This is a genomic window from Varibaculum prostatecancerukia, assembly GCF_943169825.2.
Taxonomy (GTDB): Bacteria; Actinomycetota; Actinomycetes; order Actinomycetales; family Actinomycetaceae; genus Varibaculum; species Varibaculum prostatecancerukia.
The window spans coordinates 1,853,827-1,869,444 of the sequence record NZ_OW968402.1 but is presented as its reverse complement, the minus strand read 5'-3'; the positions used below and the strand labels follow the sequence as shown (position 1 = coordinate 1,869,444).

Genomic DNA, 15,618 nt, shown 5'->3' with positions numbered 1-15,618 from the left:
TCGGTAGCGCGGTGGGCAAAGAGCAGCCTAATGCTAACCTTTGTGACCCTTGGTTTGTGCCTGATGTTGATTCCCGCAGTTTCACACCTGCTCCCTATAAAAAATGGCAAGAGCCCTCGCAAGAAGCAAAGGTTGCGGCGCCCTCCCTAACTAAGTCTTCCGGAGAGTTAAATGTCAACTATTTACAAGATGCCGGCACTTACCTGGAAAAAACTTTTCCTTTTAGAGGGGAAATGATCGCAGCTGCCGGCACCTTGAAAAGCGGGATATTCTCGTCCGCACTTACCGATCAGGTAGTTATTGGTAAAAATGGTTACCTGTTTTACGCAGATTCGCTCGATGACTATCGGGGAGTAAATCGACTTTCTTCGCGCGGAATCGACAATGCGGCCACCAACCTAAAGATTCTGGGTGACCAGGCGCAGGCGCAGGGCATCAAGTTTGCGGTGGCGTTAGCGCCCAATAAGAACACCCTTTATGGGCAATTCATGCCCAGTCGTTACCGGGCAGGAAATTTTGAGCAATCTAATCTAAACCGTTTGCAGAACAGATTAGGTTCCCTGGGCGTTCCCTACGTGGATCTCACGAAAAAGCTGAAAAGCAGTAAGGAAGTTCTTTATCAAAAAACCGACACTCACTGGAGTTACAAGGGAGCATATAGCGGTGCCGACTATCTGCTAGACCAGTTGCAGGTGGAGAACCTGGCTAAAAATCCACAATGGAAACTGGGTGAAGGATTCGTAGGTGACATCGAGAGGATGCAGGATCCTACCTCCACGGTGAGCGAACCGAACTGGCGGGCGGAAGGAATAAATGACCTCCAGGATTTCCAAGGTAATCTCTGGAGGTACCTGGGTGATAAGCCGGATACCACCGCGGATCTTTTCGAAACGAGGGGGCAGGGGAAAGAGGATCTTTTTATGTTCCGAGACTCTTTCGGCAACTCACTGGTACCGGTGCTTTCCCCGAGTTTCGCTAGTGCCCACTATTCCAAGCTGATTCCCTACGATGCTACCTACGCTTTTTCCTTAGAACCAGACATCTTGGTGGTAGAGCGAGCCGAAAGGTTGATTCCATTTTTCGCTACGGATCCGCCGGCGATGACTAGCCCTCCGAGTACGCTTGCTCCCTATAAATTGATTGACACCGCAGGTAAGACCAAGGCTAGTTTCAAGAAAAACGGAATATTTAAGGTGATCGATGGAACTATTCCCGCCCGGTATCGTCAAGCTGATGTAGAAGTGTTTGCGAGGGTGACGATGCCGGGGAAGGACTCCCAGGTGCGCGATTACCGTGGATACAGACGGTCGGTTATTAACGATTCTCACCGAATCGTTAATGACTTTGGATATCGGTTCTACCTTCCAGAAGCCGAGGTTCCCAAAGGTGCGGATATCAAAATCTATGCGGTTAGCAAAGATTTTGGGCTGGAAGCTAAGGAAATAGCTAAAATACAGGGAAAATAGCAACTAAATGTAGATGAATTGGGAGAGCCGATAGGATACTTTCCCAAAATGTTAGATAATAAAAAATTGAGTTTAGGAACGTTTAGAAAGGCTAGAAATGGTGTCTATGCTTAGAAGTAGCGCTAAAAAAATTGTTTTGGTGTTGAGCGCTTTAGGTCTAATGTTTGCTTTCACTGGATGCTCCGCCAGTGATTCCAAGAAAGCAAAAGCTCCGCAAGAGGAACAGACTGCCAGCGTGGTTATTGGCAAGACTGGCAAAGGTGCAATTAAAACCTTATTAAGGAACAAAACCGGTAAGTCGATTAAAGAAGTTTCTATTCGGCAATCAGGTGAGGGTGAGTTCTCTAAACTAGATTTTTCTAAAGGTTCAGAGTTTATGAACAAGAGGCTAGCTGAACTCAATATTCCCGCAAAATACAAGAAAGACACCAAAGATGCGGTGGAAAAAGATGGCGATCCGAATGCGGCGAAAGTAAATGAGCGGCATCTTATTGATCTGTCGCTGAGCTTCTCTGAAGAAGAAAAACATGAGGTTAATCAGCTTCCGATAGAAACCCTGGCAACTTTAGAGAAATCAGAACTGCGCTTCGATGCTGAATCCGATTTGGTTTATTTCGCGGGCGAAACCAAGAAGGGCGAAAAGTTTAACACTCTAGAATCTCAGAAGGCTCTAAAGGCGGCGGCAGAAAAAGCTCAAGCCTATAAGGAAGCAGCAGAAAAGGAAGCTGCGGAGAAGAAAGAGGCAGCAGAAAAAGCTGCAGCGGAACAAGCAGCAGCTGAGCAGGCTGCAGCGCAAAAGAATGCGCAGCAGTCGAAAACTCAGAATTACAACCCGCCTGCTCCGAAGCAACAATCGCAATCTAGCAACAATCAACAGCAAAATAGCAATGTTCAACAGGATTCCAACCCCTGCGCGGGTGAAGGCGATCCCGGCTGGCGATGATTGGAGCCTATCTGGTGACAGGGCGCTGGATTTGGCGGCCTTGCACCAGGTACTAAAAGGCTAAAGGAAACTTTAGGTTTAGAGGCGGCGGGGTTTTCCTCGCCGCCTCTACTTATTTTGGGCTAATGCCAGTTTGGGCATTAGCCCTTTTATTTGCGTATTATTTGCGCCAGGTGCGGTTTTCTCTATCGGCGGCGCGCGCATCCGCTTGCAAGGCGCGGTGATCTAATTTTCCGCTGGGCAGTAGGGGGAGGTGGGGGAGCAGCGCCACCGCGCGGGGCAGATGCGAGGGTGGTAACTGTTTTCTGAGGGCTTCGCGTAGCTCCTGGCCTAAATGGGCAAGGTTTCGGGCATCATCGGGTTCCGCGGCGGGTAAAGAGGCTGCCGAAAAAACCGCGCAGAGTATCTGTCCCCATTCATCATCTGCTAGCCCGCAGAACTCTATTCCCCCATATCCCGCCTGTTCCGCCGCCCGGGTCACCAGGGGTAGGGAGATATTTTCCCCGCCGGAAATAATGGTGTCATCTAGACGACCTAACACCTCTAGGTGAGCTCGGCTAGACGAGTCGATGATGTCTACTTCTTCCCGAGGTGGTTTATTGGGCCTTAAATCCGCGCTGCTTTGCTCAAGCGAAGTGTTCTCGCTTGCTGCTAGTTGAGCCTGTCTGCTGGTGGATTCCACTCCCGGAGAGCTGAAAGTTTGCAGGTTACTCGATTCGGATCCCGAGAAAGTGTCATCTTCGGTTCTCGCGCTCGTCTCCTTGTCCTCAAAAATGATTCTGCCCGCATCATTGGTAGCCAGCCAGGTTGTACCCGAAAGTTCGCGGATTTCAGGATCTGATTCTGCCTCTAAATATCCGCTCATCAAAGTGGGGGTACACAGCCAAATCCTGCCCTCGTTAACCGCAGCTTTGACTCCCGGCAGGGGAACACCGTCATAGACGCAGCCCCCGCAAGTCTCGGTCATCCCATAGGTGGTGACCAGGTTCAACCCCTGTTCGCGCCCGGCGGTAAGCAACGAGGGCGAGATACGCGCCCCGCCCACCAGAATCGCAGAGCAAAGGCGCAGAGCCGCGAGGGTTTCTGGATCGGCGAGGGCGCGGGTCAGCTGAGTGGGAACTAGCGATAGATAAATCGGGACGCCCGCCGAGGAAATATTTTCCAGAGCCTGCCGCAGGCGAGAGAGCTTAAAACCACCGGTCATATCGATAGTTACCGGCTCAGTTCCCCCCGCGTAGGCACGGGCAATCACTTGGAAACCGGCAATATGATCCCGAGGGAGCGACGACACCCAGAGGCCGGCACCCCCGAGGCGCTGGGCGGTTGCCTGATGGGAAGCGCGCAAAGCCGCCAGCGAAATCCCCACCAGGCGCCCTCCGGGCTTGGTAGAACCGGAAGTCGAAAGAATAAAACTTACCTGTTCAGGCAGGCGCTGCAGCCGCAATGCTTGCTGGCGAGCCCAAGAGCAGGACAGATGCTCGGTGCGCGCTGGGAAAAATATCGGGTGGTAATCTGCCAGGATCCGCAGCGCAAAAAAGGGTTTCGCCGGCCCGGCAACTGCCGACAAATCAAGAGTGGGTAGGGAAGTAAATTTGTCCGGCCAGAGGGCGGTGCGCAGCGCGGTAAAGAATAAGGTATCGCGCGCGGGATTATCGGAGACCGGCAGGAAAATCAGCGGCCGCGGGCGCGAGGCCGAATCCGTGGTTTTTCCTTCTTGTCTTTCCTCTACGTTCGGTTCGCTTTGCAACCAGACGATCTGCGGAGCATTTTCTTCTTTGTCAATCTGGAAATCTTTATTGCTATTACCGCTTTGAGGAGCTAAAACTTCGCTGGCTGCCCGAGCGTCCGTGCTCGGTGGGGGAACAATGCGCAAAGCCAACCTCCGAAAATAGCCGTCAGCGCCCAGTCTATCGCCAGTTCCTGCGATCCCAATTCAAGCGCAAGGAAAGAAGTTTTCCTCCCATAGGCGTCCGCGCACAGGGGCGGATTTTGCCTCGCGCCCCGAAATCCGGAAAATGCTCTGGCATTTTCACGGATTTAAGGCCCGAAGCCTACCCCTCGGCATAAATCCGCCCCCGCACGCTCAGTGCGCATCTTCCGGCAGCTTTTTCCCCTGCGCCCCTTACGCAGGCGGTACCAGCGAGCGTGGAGCCTAGGTTTTATCCGAGTGGGTGCGGTGGGCATAAGAATTCGGAAAACGCCGCTACGTTTTCCGAATTTCTTGGGCGGGAGGAAAAACCTAGGCTCCGCGCGGAATAATGCGGGAGGAAAAACTTCTCTTCCCGCGCACAGAACGCGAGGAAAAACTTCTTGCCTTGCGCGGACAACTGCGGGAAACTTGGTAACCGTGCTCGGGGTAGGGTGGGAGTATGAGCCAGCTTGAACATGTTTCTGACACTTTCGATGAGCAACGGTGGATTCCAGTTCCCGGCTTTGAAAAGCTAACTGACCTGACTTTTCATCGGGCGGTGGTGAAAGCGGGAAGTGCGAATGCCTCCGCGTCCTCGTCCTCATCTGAAGCTCAGGAGAAGCAAAAACCCTATAAGCCGGGGCGCGACCGCTATCAGCTTAATGACTTTGCGGCCACCGAATTGGCTGATTGCGGGGAAAATGGGGAGAAGCTGCCGGTTTTGCGGATTGCCTTTGACCGTCCCCAGGTGCGCAATGCTTTCCGTCCGCATACCGTAGATGAGCTGCTGGCTTGCCTGGAATATGCGCGCAGCGCCGCCGATGTGGCGGCGGTGATCTTAACTGGGAATGGTCCTAGCGACTCCGATGGAGGATACAGTTTTTGTTCCGGTGGCGACCAGCGGATTCGTGACCGGGGTGGCTATCGTTACGAGCAGCAGGGAGCCGATCCGGACGCGGAAGTTTCCCAGCGCCGCCAAAACCTGGATCTGGCGCGTACCGGACGACTGCACATCTTGGAAGTCCAACGTCTGATTCGCTCGATGCCTAAACCGGTAATCGCCGCGGTTCCGGGGTGGGCTGCCGGGGGCGGACACTCTCTAGTGGTGGTGTGTGATTTGGCGCTGGCCAGCCAGGAACATGCCCGGTTTAAACAAACCGACGCGAATGTGGGCAGCTTTGATGCCGGATACGGTTCGGCGCTCCTGGCGCGGCAAGTCGGGGACAAACGCGCCCGGCAAATCTTTTACCTGGCGAACACCTATGATGCCCGGCAAGCGGCAGATTGGGGAGTGGTCAACGCGGCAGTTCCACACCAGCAGCTAGAAACCGTGGCCTTAGAGTGGGCGCTGACTATTGCCCGTAAATCCCCGCAGGCTATCCGGATGCTAAAATATGCGTTTAACCTGGCAGATGATGGTTTACTAGGCCAACAGTTATTCGCAGGGGAGGCTACTCGCCTGGCTTACACTACCGATGAAGCCGAGGAGGGGCGGCGCGCTTTCTTGGAGCACCGGGAACCGGATTGGTCAACCTTCCCCTACTACTATTAGGTTTTTCAGGGCAAATAGACCCACAATAGGAAGTAGAAAGACCGAAATAGGCAGTGGTAAGCGAAAAAGTATCGTTTTCGGAAGTAAAACGATAATACGAGGTTTTAAGGGAAAGTAATGGCAGGAAACATCAGCACTCCAATGCTAGTTGAGGTACCGGCTTCGCAAGTCAGCGACCTCAGTAGCCTTTTTGATAATTCCGAGTTCCCCCCGATTGAAATCGACCAGGCGCTAGTTTATTCCCTGCCTCTAGTAAACCGTTTCCGCCGGATAATCGTGCGCGAAGGCGTGTTATTGCGCTCGGGGAATCGTTGGGGTGAGTTCGCGCCGTTCTGGGATTATGGTCCGCACGAATCCAAACGTTGGCTTTGGTCAACGGTTAATGCCCTGACCGAAGAGCTGCCAGACCCGGTGCGAGCCAGCGTTCCCGTGAACGTGACTGTACCGGTGGTTTCCCCGGGGCGCGCCCAGCAAATCGTAGAGCAAAGCGGCGGATGCCGGACCGCGAAAATTAAAGTTGCAGATCGGGGTACCGAACTTGCCGATGACGTTCAGCGGGTGAAAGCAGTACGCACCGCCCTCGAAAACCAGTTCGGTGGGGATTATCGGATCCGGGTAGACGCTAATGGCGCGTGGAATCTGGCGGAAGCTAAAACCGCGATCGCCGCCTTAGACGAGGCGGCCGGCGGTTTGGAATATGTGGAGCAGCCCTGTAAGAGTGCCGAAGAAATGCTGGAGTTACGTGCCGCCACTTCGGTGCCGCTCGCGGTCGATGAGTTGATTCGCCGCTCCCCGGATCCTCTCGCTGACCTGCCAGCAGATTGCGCCGATGTGATGGTGGTGAAAATCCAACCCTTGGGGGGAGTATCCGCGGTTATTGATTTAGCGGAAAAAGCTAATGAACGTGGCATGGACGTGGTGGTTTCTTCCGCGGTCGATAGCGCAGTCGGTATCGGACTGGGGGTGCGCGCCGCCGCCGCGATGGCGCAGCTTCCCCATGCCTGCGGCCTGGCGACCAGCCAGCTACTTAAATCCGATGTTTCCCGTCAGCCTTGGCAGGTCAAAGACGGTCAGCTAGAGGTGCAGGAAGTAGAAATAAATACCGATTTAATTTCCGCTCCCGACAATGATGACCGTCGCGACCTGGTTAAACGTTGGGCTCAGCGAATGCGAGATGTGGCGGAGGTCGCTAGTAGGTGAGTGACGTTCCTTTCCCCTCCACTCCCCCTGGTTGCTCCCAAAAAATACCGGATCCGGTCGGAGAAAACCTAGAATCGGCCACCGCCTTGGCGCGGCTGGCAGTTAGCGAGTTGGTGCGCGCCGGAGTGCGCGATTTCGTGATTTCCCCCGGCTCCCGATCCGCGCCTCTCACCTATGCTTTGGCAGCGTTAGCACAGGCAGGGGTAGTCCGCACCCATGTTCGCCTCGATGAACGCTCTGCGGCTTTCTTCGCTTTGGGGCTGGCGAAATCCGGAATATATCAGGGTGAGGACGCGGCCTACACCCCGGTAGCTCTGGTAGTGACCTCGGGGACTGCAGTCGCCGAGTTGCATGCGGGAATGCTAGAAGCCTTCCACTGCGGAATTCCGTTGGTTGCTGTGACCGCTGATCGCCCCCGCTCCGCTCGCGGAACTGGCGCGAATCAAACTACCTGGCAGCAAGGAATTTTTGAGCCAGCCTGTCCGGTGGCGCTAGATATTGACGCCAGCGAGGATGGCCTGGATACGGTAAAAGAAAGTCTTAGCGATGCCTTTGATAAGGCTTGGGGTGCGGGTGCCGAAAAACGCGGGCAACTATGCCCGTTGCAGTTGAATCTATGTTTCGCGCCACCCTTAGTCAGCTCCAGCAGCTGGCAGATTCCTGCCGAGCTGCAAGGTCTTGCTGCTGACGAAGCTGCAACCGCGCCTTCCTCGGAAAACCGCCTAAAAATACAGTTAGTGGTCGAGGGTGAGGGAGAAGCTCCCCGAAAAATCGCAAAAACGGTGGTGGTTTTAGCGGATCAATGCCTCCCGCAGGTCGCAGAGGCGGCGCAAGCATGGGGACTGCCGGTGTTGGCAGAACCGACGGTGACTTTGCTCCCCGGCAATCCGGTGCAGATCGCGCACGCGGCGCAAGTGCTCCCCGCCCTCACCGGTGAAGTTGAGCAGGTGATTATAGCCGGTCACGCCACTTTGTCGCGTCCGGTAAGTTCCCTGCTTTCCCGAGGGGATATCCCGATTTACCGCTTGCCTAGCCTGGGGGCGAGAACTAACCTGACCGGAAAATATATAGCTACCACCCCCGGGCAAGTGGATAAGGTTTTCCCGGCGACCTCCAGTCCTAGCTGGCTGGCGCGTTGGCGCGAGGCCGCGAAAGCAGTCGAGCGCGCCTACCGCCGCTGTGTAGATCGACGCGCGGTCACGGTTTGGCAAAACGCCAACTATGCTGCACTGGATTCCCGTGAACTTCCGCAAGTAGTAGCTGCGCAGGCAACCCCTTCGGAAGCAATAAAAAATCATGTTTTCGCTACCTCGAACGAAGGCGGACAAACCGCGAACGAAGTTGCCCACCGCCTCCGCATGGCCACTCCCGAAGATACCCCGGAAATGGGGGATAACCTGCGAGAACTGGAAATGGGGATAGATCCTTATGCCCTCGCCCGTATTTACGAGGACGTCTATGAGGAGTGGGTTAATCGTGACCCCGATACCTCTCGGGAAACTAGCGAAAAAGGCGTTAACCACCTGACCAGCACCGATAGTGTGAGGGATGCCGATGATGAGGGCCGCTCGGGGAGTGGCAATAGCGTGCTGACACAACCGGAGGGGAAAAAGGTGACTGCCTCCTGTGCCCCTCCGCTGACTATGCTCGGTGCCTCCAACACGATTCGTGCTTTTGATCTGGCGGCGCGCGGTGACCGCGGCATTACCTATTGCGCGAATCGCGGCCTGGCAGGCATTGATGGAAATATCGCGACTGCCTCGGGACTGGCTGCTGGCACCGGGCGCGCGGTGCGGCTGATAGCCGGGGACCTGACCTGTCTACATGATCTAACCGGGTTGCTCACTGGGCAGTTGGAGGACGCGCCCACTGTGCAGGTGCTGGCACTTAACGATGGGGGAGGACGCATCTTCGCCACCCTCGAACACGGTGCGGCTAGTGACCAGGAAATCTTCGAGCGCTACTTCTTGACACCCCAGCATTTCGATCTTTCCGCGCTGGCTGCCGGCCTGGGTTGGGATCACCGCTGCGCCCAAGACATAGAAGAACTAAAAGCGATTCTTTGCGAAACCCCGCGCCGTGAAATCGTGGAAATTAACGCTTATTTGCCGGATTTACGCTCTCGCCGCGCTGCTTTGGAATCGGAAATCGCCCGCGAGTTAGCTGCCCTTTAACTTCGTTTACGCCTGGAGGGCGCGGCGCATGGGTGACATTTTGGTTTCGGTTTCGGCCAGCTCGCGCTGCGGATCGGAATCTGCCATGATCCCAGCGCCAGCAATCAGGCGATAAGTGTCTGCGCGAGCCGGGTCGCGCTCGGCGCACCGCAAAGCAATTGCCCATTCGCCCTCGCCGGCAGCATCCATCCATCCAATCGGGGCGGCGTAACGACCCCGATCCATATTCTCTAGCGCAGCCAGACGCGCGGCAGCTACTTCGCGGGGCTTTCCGCAAACCGCTGCCGTGGGGTGAAGTGCCGCCGCTGCACGCAGAGACGTAACGCCCTGATCAGCAAGGTTTTCAGCGGTAATATCGGTCGCCAAATGCGTAACGTATCCCAGGTGCAGCAAGCGGGGAGCAGGCACCTCTAAATCTAAGTCAAGTCCAGTTAGCGAATCTTCGGCGCTTTGAACTGCCAACCGGTGCTCAAGTTGCTCTTTAGGATCGCCTAGCAAGCGTTGTTCCTGGGAGGGAACGGCCGAGCCCGCGAGGACGCGGCACAGCAGCTTCCCTTCGCTTACGCTGGCGAGCATCTCGGGGCTGGCTCCCACCAGGTCACCAATCGCATAAGTCCAGCAGGTGGGGTAGGTTTCAGCCAAGTATTTGGTAACCCGCACCAAGGAAACATCCTGGTAAAAGCGTAGTTCCCGGTCGAGGGCAAGTACGATTTTTTCTGCTCGCCCGGCGCGAATTTCCGCGGACGCGCGCCCCACTGCCGCCATCCATGCATCCGGCTGCAAGTGCGGATACGTTTCGCTAACTACCTGCGCGGGATCGGAAGGGGATAGCGGGGATGGTTGCCGGGGAATTGCTACGTTGGTATTTCGCGCGGGGCAAGAGCGCAAGGAAGGGTCGCCAACCTGCGTGTTTTCTGTTGCTTCCGCGTTATTGCCCGAGGCATCGCTTTGGGCTTCTTCCTTATTGGTCCCTGCCGCCTTTTGCACATTATCGGCAGTTGCGCCGGAATTTCCCCGGCGTCCTCGGAAATCTTCTTGCCCTGCCTGAAAGCGAGCTTGCCACAGCCAAGTGTTACCGCCACTGGAAACCACCGCTAAAGCTGGAACTAGCAGCAGCGAGGGGGTAGCGGGCGTAAACCCGAAACTGCCTAAAACCAGCGGCCAGCTTATTTTCTCAGGTTCTGAACTGCGAGTATTTCCCGGTTCTGAACAGCAGTTTTCTCTCGTTGTCGCCTGTCGAGATTCCGCAGCTAAAGCGGGATTTTCGTCTTCGCCCCCAGCAGCGTCTTGGCTGCTTTCACACAGCCCTCGCCAGGCGTCCTCGGCTGCAGAAAAAGCATTTTCGCCGCTAAAGCAGGCCTTCCAAGCTATTCCTAAACCCGCCAACTTGAGCCGCTTGCCGCTCCAAACCGTAAGGGTGCGGCACTCAGCTGTGGCAGGTGAAAGCAAATGCTGATTTTGCTCTAAAAGCTCAAATACCTGCTCAAAGCTGCACTCGCGATTGCGAAGCCTGGATACGCGGTATTGCAAAACTTCGCTCGCGGGCAGGCTAGATGAACACACGATTCCTCATAATAAGCCAGGAATCGAGCCGACACGAACCCGCCTGTAATATTGACGCAGGATCCTAAAATCGGAGCTTTACTCATGGAATCAGTCACAAAAGGGCTTTTATTTGCTAATCCGGTTTGACCAGCGACAGGGTGGCTGGCTAATTTTAATCATGGTGCCCGCGATACCGGGCCCCGAACTAGCCAGATTTTTCTGGCACGGGCTCTTCTCCGTTGAGCTCCGGACGTTAAGGGTAAGTCAGTTAGGCGCGATCCGCTGATTACCAAGGCCAGCATCCTATGCAGCCTTAACCTTGCGGGCCGGCCCCGGCGGTGCAGTATGCCCGTTTCTGGGGCCGATATTTCGGTACCGCGTGGCAAGTGTTTCGACATTCAGTAACAGGAGAAGTAGTGCCTACCATCCAACAGTTGGTCCGCAAAGGACGCTCAACTAAGAAGGCGAAGAGTAAAACTCGCGCGTTAAAGGGCTCGCCCCAGCGCCGCGGCGTTTGCACTCGTGTTTACACCACCACCCCGAAGAAGCCGAACTCGGCACTGCGGAAAGTGGCGCGTGTTCGCCTGTCCAGCGGCATTGAAGTGACCGCTTACATCCCCGGTGAGGGACATAATCTGCAAGAACACTCCATCGTGCTAGTGCGCGGTGGGCGTGTAAAGGACCTGCCCGGTGTGCGTTTCCACATCGTGCGCGGCGCGCTTGACACCCAGGGTGTGCGTGACCGTGGCCAGGGCCGGTCTAAGTACGGCGCGAAGAAGGAGAAGAAGTAGTATGCCTCGTAAAGGTCCAGCTCCCAAGCGCCCTTTGGCGGTAGATCCGGTTTACGGCTCGACCATCGTCACCCAGTTGGTGAATCGGGTTCTGCTAGACGGCAAGAAAGCTTTGGCGGAACGTATTGTTTACGGCGCGCTCGAGGGCGTGCGTGAGCGTACCGAACAGGATCCGGTTAGCGTGCTAAAGCGCGCTTTGGAAAATGTTCGCCCCGCTCTGGAAGTGCGTTCTCGCCGCGTCGGTGGCGCCACCTACCAGGTGCCGGTGGAGGTTCGTCCCTCCCGGGCGACCACCTTGGCGCTGCGTTGGTTGGTTGACTTTTCTAGGCAGCGCCGCGAAAAGACCATGACCGAACGCCTCATGAACGAAATTATGGATGCTTCCAACGGCCTGGGTGCTGCGGTGAAGCGTCGTGAAGACATGCACAAGATGGCGGAGTCCAACAAGGCTTTCGCTCACTACCGCTGGTAACTCTAACCGGAAGGAACAATTGTGGCATTAGAAGTGCTTGCTGACCTATCTAAGGTTCGCAACATCGGCATCATGGCTCACATTGATGCTGGTAAAACCACTGTAACCGAACGCATCCTGTACTACACGGGCATCAACTACAAGATCGGGGAAACCCACGATGGTGCCGGAACCATGGACTGGATGGAACAGGAAAAGGAACGCGGGATTACCATTACCTCCGCGGCGACCACCTGTTTTTGGCATGATCAACAGATCAACATCATTGACACCCCTGGTCACGTTGACTTTACCGTAGAGGTAGAGCGCTCCCTGCGCGTCCTCGATGGTGCCGTGGCCGTATTTGACGGTAAAGAGGGTGTAGAACCCCAGTCTGAAACCGTATGGCGTCAGGCCGACAAGTATGACGTGCCCCGTATTTGCTTCGTCAACAAGATGGACAAACTGGGTGCTGATTTCTACTACTCGGTGAAAACCATCGAGGATCGTCTGCATGCCAAGCCGGTAGTGATGGTACTGCCGATTGGCGCCGAGGCCGAGTTCAAGGGAATCGTTGACCTGCTGGAAATGCGGGCTGTTTACTTCCCGGAAACCTTTAGTGCCGAGCAGGCCGCAGAGGCCAATAAGAAGGGCGCGAAAGTATCCGAGGGTGACCCCACTTTGGGTGCGGTTCTCGAATATGGTGAAATCCCCGCTGATCTTAAAGATCGCGCTGAAGAATACCGCGAGAAACTGATTGACGCAGCGGCGGAAGCCAATGACGAATTGATGGAGGCTTACCTAGAAAACGGTGAGCTCACCAACGATCAGATTATTGCCGGTATTCGCGAACTCACTTTGAAGAGCGAAATCTACCCGGTGTTTGCGGGCAGCGCGTTCAAGAACAAGGGCGTACAGCCGGTTCTAGATGGGGTTTTGCGTTACCTGCCTTCCCCGCTGGATGTACCGCCGCTGGAAGGACACAGCCCCAATAACGAGGAAGAAGAAATTCTTTGTCCTCCGGACGAGAACGCCCACTTGGCGGCGCTGGCATTTAAGATTGCCGCGCACCCGTTCTATGGCAAGCTGACCTATGTTCGGATTTACTCCGGACACATCAAGGCGGGCTCCCCGCTGCTGAATGCCACCAAGGGACGGCGTGAGCGCGTAGGCAAGATTTTCCAGATGCACTCCAATAAGGAAAATCCGATTGAGGTTGCGCACGCTGGTAACATTTACGCCTTTGTGGGTTTGAAGGACACCACCACTGGCGACACCTTGTGTGAGAGTGATCAGCCGGTAGTTCTGGAGTCGATGAACTTCCCAGATCCGGTTATTCACGTGGCCATCGAGCCGAAGACCAAGGCTGACCAGGAGAAACTGGGAATTGCGATTCAGCGCCTGGCAGAAGAAGACCCGACCTTCACCGTGCGTCTAGATGACGAGACCGGCCAGACCGTGATTGGCGGTATGGGCGAGCTGCACCTGGACGTGCTAGTTGACCGGATGAAACGCGAGTTCCACGTGGAAGCAAACGTGGGCGCGCCCATGGTTGCCTATCGCGAAACCATCCGCAAGACGGTCGAGGATGTGGAATACACCCACAAGAAACAGACCGGTGGTTCTGGCCAGTTCGCAAAGGTACTGGTTACTTTCGAGCCGCTTCCCACGGATGCGGAAGAACCGTACGAGTTTGTTAATAAGATTACCGGCGGACGTATTCCTCGTGAATACATTCCTTCGGTAGACCAGGGCATTCGAGAAGCCATGGAGGGTGGCGTTTTGGCTGGTTATCCTTTAACCGGTATCAAAGCGACCCTGACGGATGGTGCTTACCATGACGTCGACTCTTCAGAAATGGCATTCAAGATTGCCGGTAACATGGTTTTGAGGGAGGGCGCTCGCCGCGCTAAGCCCACTTTGCTGGAGCCGATTATGGCCGTAGAGGTCCGGACTCCGGAAGAGTATATGGGCGACGTGATGGGCGATCTTTCCTCTCGCCGCGGATTTATTCAGTCCATGGACGATGTCAATGGAGTGAAGGAAGTCCGGGCAAAGGTTCCGCTGTCGGAAATGTTTGGGTATGTGGGTGACTTGCGTTCAAAGACGCAGGGTCGCGCCGTTTACACCATGCAGTTTGACAGCTACGATGAGGTCCCCCGCTCAGTTGCTGAGGAAATCATTGCAAAGACCCGAGGCGAATAGCCCTCGCGGGTGCCTTTATTTTGTTAAAAATCACAGAAAAACCCGTAGGAGATCATTCGCGTTGGGTGTTAACCTTTACTTTGACAACCAAGCGATAGATAACTACCCGAGTCCAGGAGGACATTAAGTGGCTAAGGCTAAGTACGAGCGGAATAAACCGCACGTTAACATTGGTACTATTGGGCACGTTGACCACGGCAAGACCACCTTGACCGCGGCTATCACCAAAGTGCTGCACGACACCTATCCGGAACTGAACGATTTCACTCCTTTCGAGGACGTAGACAACGCTCCGGAAGAACGTGAACGCGGGATTACCATTAACGTTTCCCACGTGGAATACCAGACCGAGAAGCGTCACTACGCACACGTAGACGCCCCCGGTCACGCCGACTACATCAAGAACATGATTACCGGCGCAGCTCAGATGGACGGCGCGATCCTGGTGGTTGCCGCAACTGACGGCCCCATGGCGCAGACCCGTGAGCACGTACTGCTCGCTCGTCAGGTGGGCGTTCCCGCCATTCTGGTTGCGCTGAACAAGTGCGACATGGTTGACGACGAAGAAATGCTGGAACTGGTCGAGGAAGAATGCCGCGACCTGCTGTCCAGCCAGGACTTCGATGGGGATAACGCCCCGGTCATCCGGGTATCCGCTTTGAAGGCGCTAGAAGGCGACGAGAAGTGGGTTGGCCAGATTCAGAAACTGATGGAAGCGGTTGACGAGTACATTCCGGAACCGGTTCGTGACCTGGATAAGCCGTTCTTGATGCCGATCGAGGACGTCTTCACCATTACCGGTCGTGGCACCGTAGTTACCGGTCGTGTGGAGCGCGGTAAGCTCCCGCTCAACTCCGAGGTGGAAATCCTGGGTATCCGCGCACCGCAGAAGACCACCGTTACCGGTATCGAGACCTTCCACAAGTCGATGGATCAGGCCGAGGCTGGCGACAACACCGGTCTGTTGCTGCGTGGCACCAAGCGTGAAGACGTGGAGCGTGGCCAGGTTGTAGTAGAGCCCGGTTCGATCACCACTCACACCAAGTTTGAGGGTCAGGTCTACATCTTGAAGAAGGACGAGGGTGGCCGCCACAAGAGCTTCTACTCTGGCTACCGTCCCCAGTTCTACTTCCGTACCACCGACGTCACCGGCGTTATCACCCTGCCCGAGGGCAAGGAAATGGTTATGCCCGGCGACACCACCGAAATCTCGGTGGAGCTCATTCAGCCGATCGCTATGGAAATCGGCCTGGGCTTCGCTATTCGTGAAGGTGGCCGCACCGTTGGTTCTGGTCGTGTAACCAAGATCGATCTGTAAACTAACCTTTTAGTTTAAATCGCGCCCCGAGAGATACCTCTCGGGGCGCGATTTTTTATCGTCT

Annotated in this window: 11 protein-coding genes; 9 read left to right on the top strand and 2 right to left on the bottom strand. The window is 55.4% G+C overall.

What is annotated here, in order from left to right; all coding sequences use genetic code 11:
• Positions 1-11: 11 nt before the first annotated feature.
• A complete protein-coding gene (locus KO216_RS08070) occupies positions 12-1,466 on the top strand; it encodes an alginate O-acetyltransferase AlgX-related protein (RefSeq protein ID WP_215523702.1) in 1,455 nt (484 codons plus the stop codon).
• A gap of 106 nt (positions 1,467-1,572) precedes the next feature.
• Positions 1,573-2,409: a hypothetical protein gene (locus tag KO216_RS08065; RefSeq protein ID WP_309547301.1), complete on the top strand. Its 837-nt coding sequence runs from the start codon at positions 1,573-1,575 to the stop codon at positions 2,407-2,409.
• Between the two features lie 160 nt (positions 2,410-2,569).
• Here KO216_RS08065 and KO216_RS08060 read toward each other — a convergent pair whose 3' ends face one another.
• Positions 2,570-4,288: an AMP-binding protein gene (locus KO216_RS08060; protein WP_215523700.1), complete on the bottom strand. Its 1,719-nt coding sequence runs from the start codon at positions 4,286-4,288 to the stop codon at positions 2,570-2,572.
• Between the two features lie 490 nt (positions 4,289-4,778).
• On the opposite strand from KO216_RS08060, the gene KO216_RS08055 reads away from it, so the two are divergent.
• From KO216_RS08055 to KO216_RS08045, 3 genes are all read left to right on the top strand, one after another.
• Positions 4,779-5,870 carry a 1,4-dihydroxy-2-naphthoyl-CoA synthase gene (locus KO216_RS08055; protein ID WP_215523699.1) on the top strand — a complete coding sequence of 364 codons (1,092 nt, stop codon included), beginning with the start codon at positions 4,779-4,781 and terminating at the stop codon, positions 5,868-5,870.
• Between the two features lie 117 nt (positions 5,871-5,987).
• On the top strand, positions 5,988-7,070 hold the full coding sequence (locus KO216_RS08050; RefSeq protein ID WP_215523698.1) for an o-succinylbenzoate synthase: 1,083 nt from the start codon (positions 5,988-5,990) through the stop codon (positions 7,068-7,070).
• Positions 7,067-9,244, top strand: coding sequence for a thiamine pyrophosphate-binding protein (locus tag KO216_RS08045; RefSeq protein ID WP_215523697.1), 2,178 nt, complete (start codon positions 7,067-7,069; stop codon positions 9,242-9,244). The genes KO216_RS08050 and KO216_RS08045 overlap by 4 nt, the downstream gene beginning before the upstream one ends.
• 6 nt (positions 9,245-9,250) lie before the next feature.
• Here KO216_RS08045 and KO216_RS08040 read toward each other — a convergent pair whose 3' ends face one another.
• Positions 9,251-10,807 (bottom strand): isochorismate synthase, encoded by a 1,557-nt coding sequence (locus KO216_RS08040; protein ID WP_215523696.1) that lies wholly within the window; start codon positions 10,805-10,807, stop codon positions 9,251-9,253.
• Between the two features lie 398 nt (positions 10,808-11,205).
• On the opposite strand from KO216_RS08040, the gene rpsL reads away from it, so the two are divergent.
• The 4 genes from rpsL (at position 11,206) to tuf (ending at position 15,554) form a co-directional block, all read left to right on the top strand.
• Positions 11,206-11,580: a 30S ribosomal protein S12 gene (gene rpsL, locus KO216_RS08035; RefSeq protein WP_022864284.1), complete on the top strand. Its 375-nt coding sequence runs from the start codon at positions 11,206-11,208 to the stop codon at positions 11,578-11,580.
• Position 11,581: 1 nt separating this feature from the next.
• Positions 11,582-12,052, top strand: coding sequence for a 30S ribosomal protein S7 (gene rpsG / locus KO216_RS08030; RefSeq protein WP_215523695.1), 471 nt, complete (start codon positions 11,582-11,584; stop codon positions 12,050-12,052).
• Between the two features lie 21 nt (positions 12,053-12,073).
• Entirely contained in the window at positions 12,074-14,236 is a 2,163-nt protein-coding gene (gene fusA / locus KO216_RS08025) for an elongation factor G (protein ID WP_309547300.1), read from the top strand.
• Positions 14,237-14,363: 127 nt separating this feature from the next.
• On the top strand, positions 14,364-15,554 hold the full coding sequence (gene tuf / locus KO216_RS08020; RefSeq protein WP_215523694.1) for an elongation factor Tu: 1,191 nt from the start codon (positions 14,364-14,366) through the stop codon (positions 15,552-15,554).
• Positions 15,555-15,618 lie beyond the last annotated feature (64 nt).

What these genes read in the sequence shown, in the direction of transcription:
- rpsG (WP_215523695.1), top strand. Translation starts at nt 11,582, where the DNA reads ATGCCTCGTAAAGGTCCAGCTCCCAAGCGCCCTTTGGCGGTAGATCCG.
- KO216_RS08050 (WP_215523698.1), top strand. Translation starts at nt 5,988, where the DNA reads ATGGCAGGAAACATCAGCACTCCAATGCTAGTTGAGGTACCGGCTTCG.
- KO216_RS08065 (WP_309547301.1), top strand. Translation starts at nt 1,573, where the DNA reads ATGCTTAGAAGTAGCGCTAAAAAAATTGTTTTGGTGTTGAGCGCTTTA.
- KO216_RS08055 (WP_215523699.1), top strand. Translation starts at nt 4,779, where the DNA reads ATGAGCCAGCTTGAACATGTTTCTGACACTTTCGATGAGCAACGGTGG.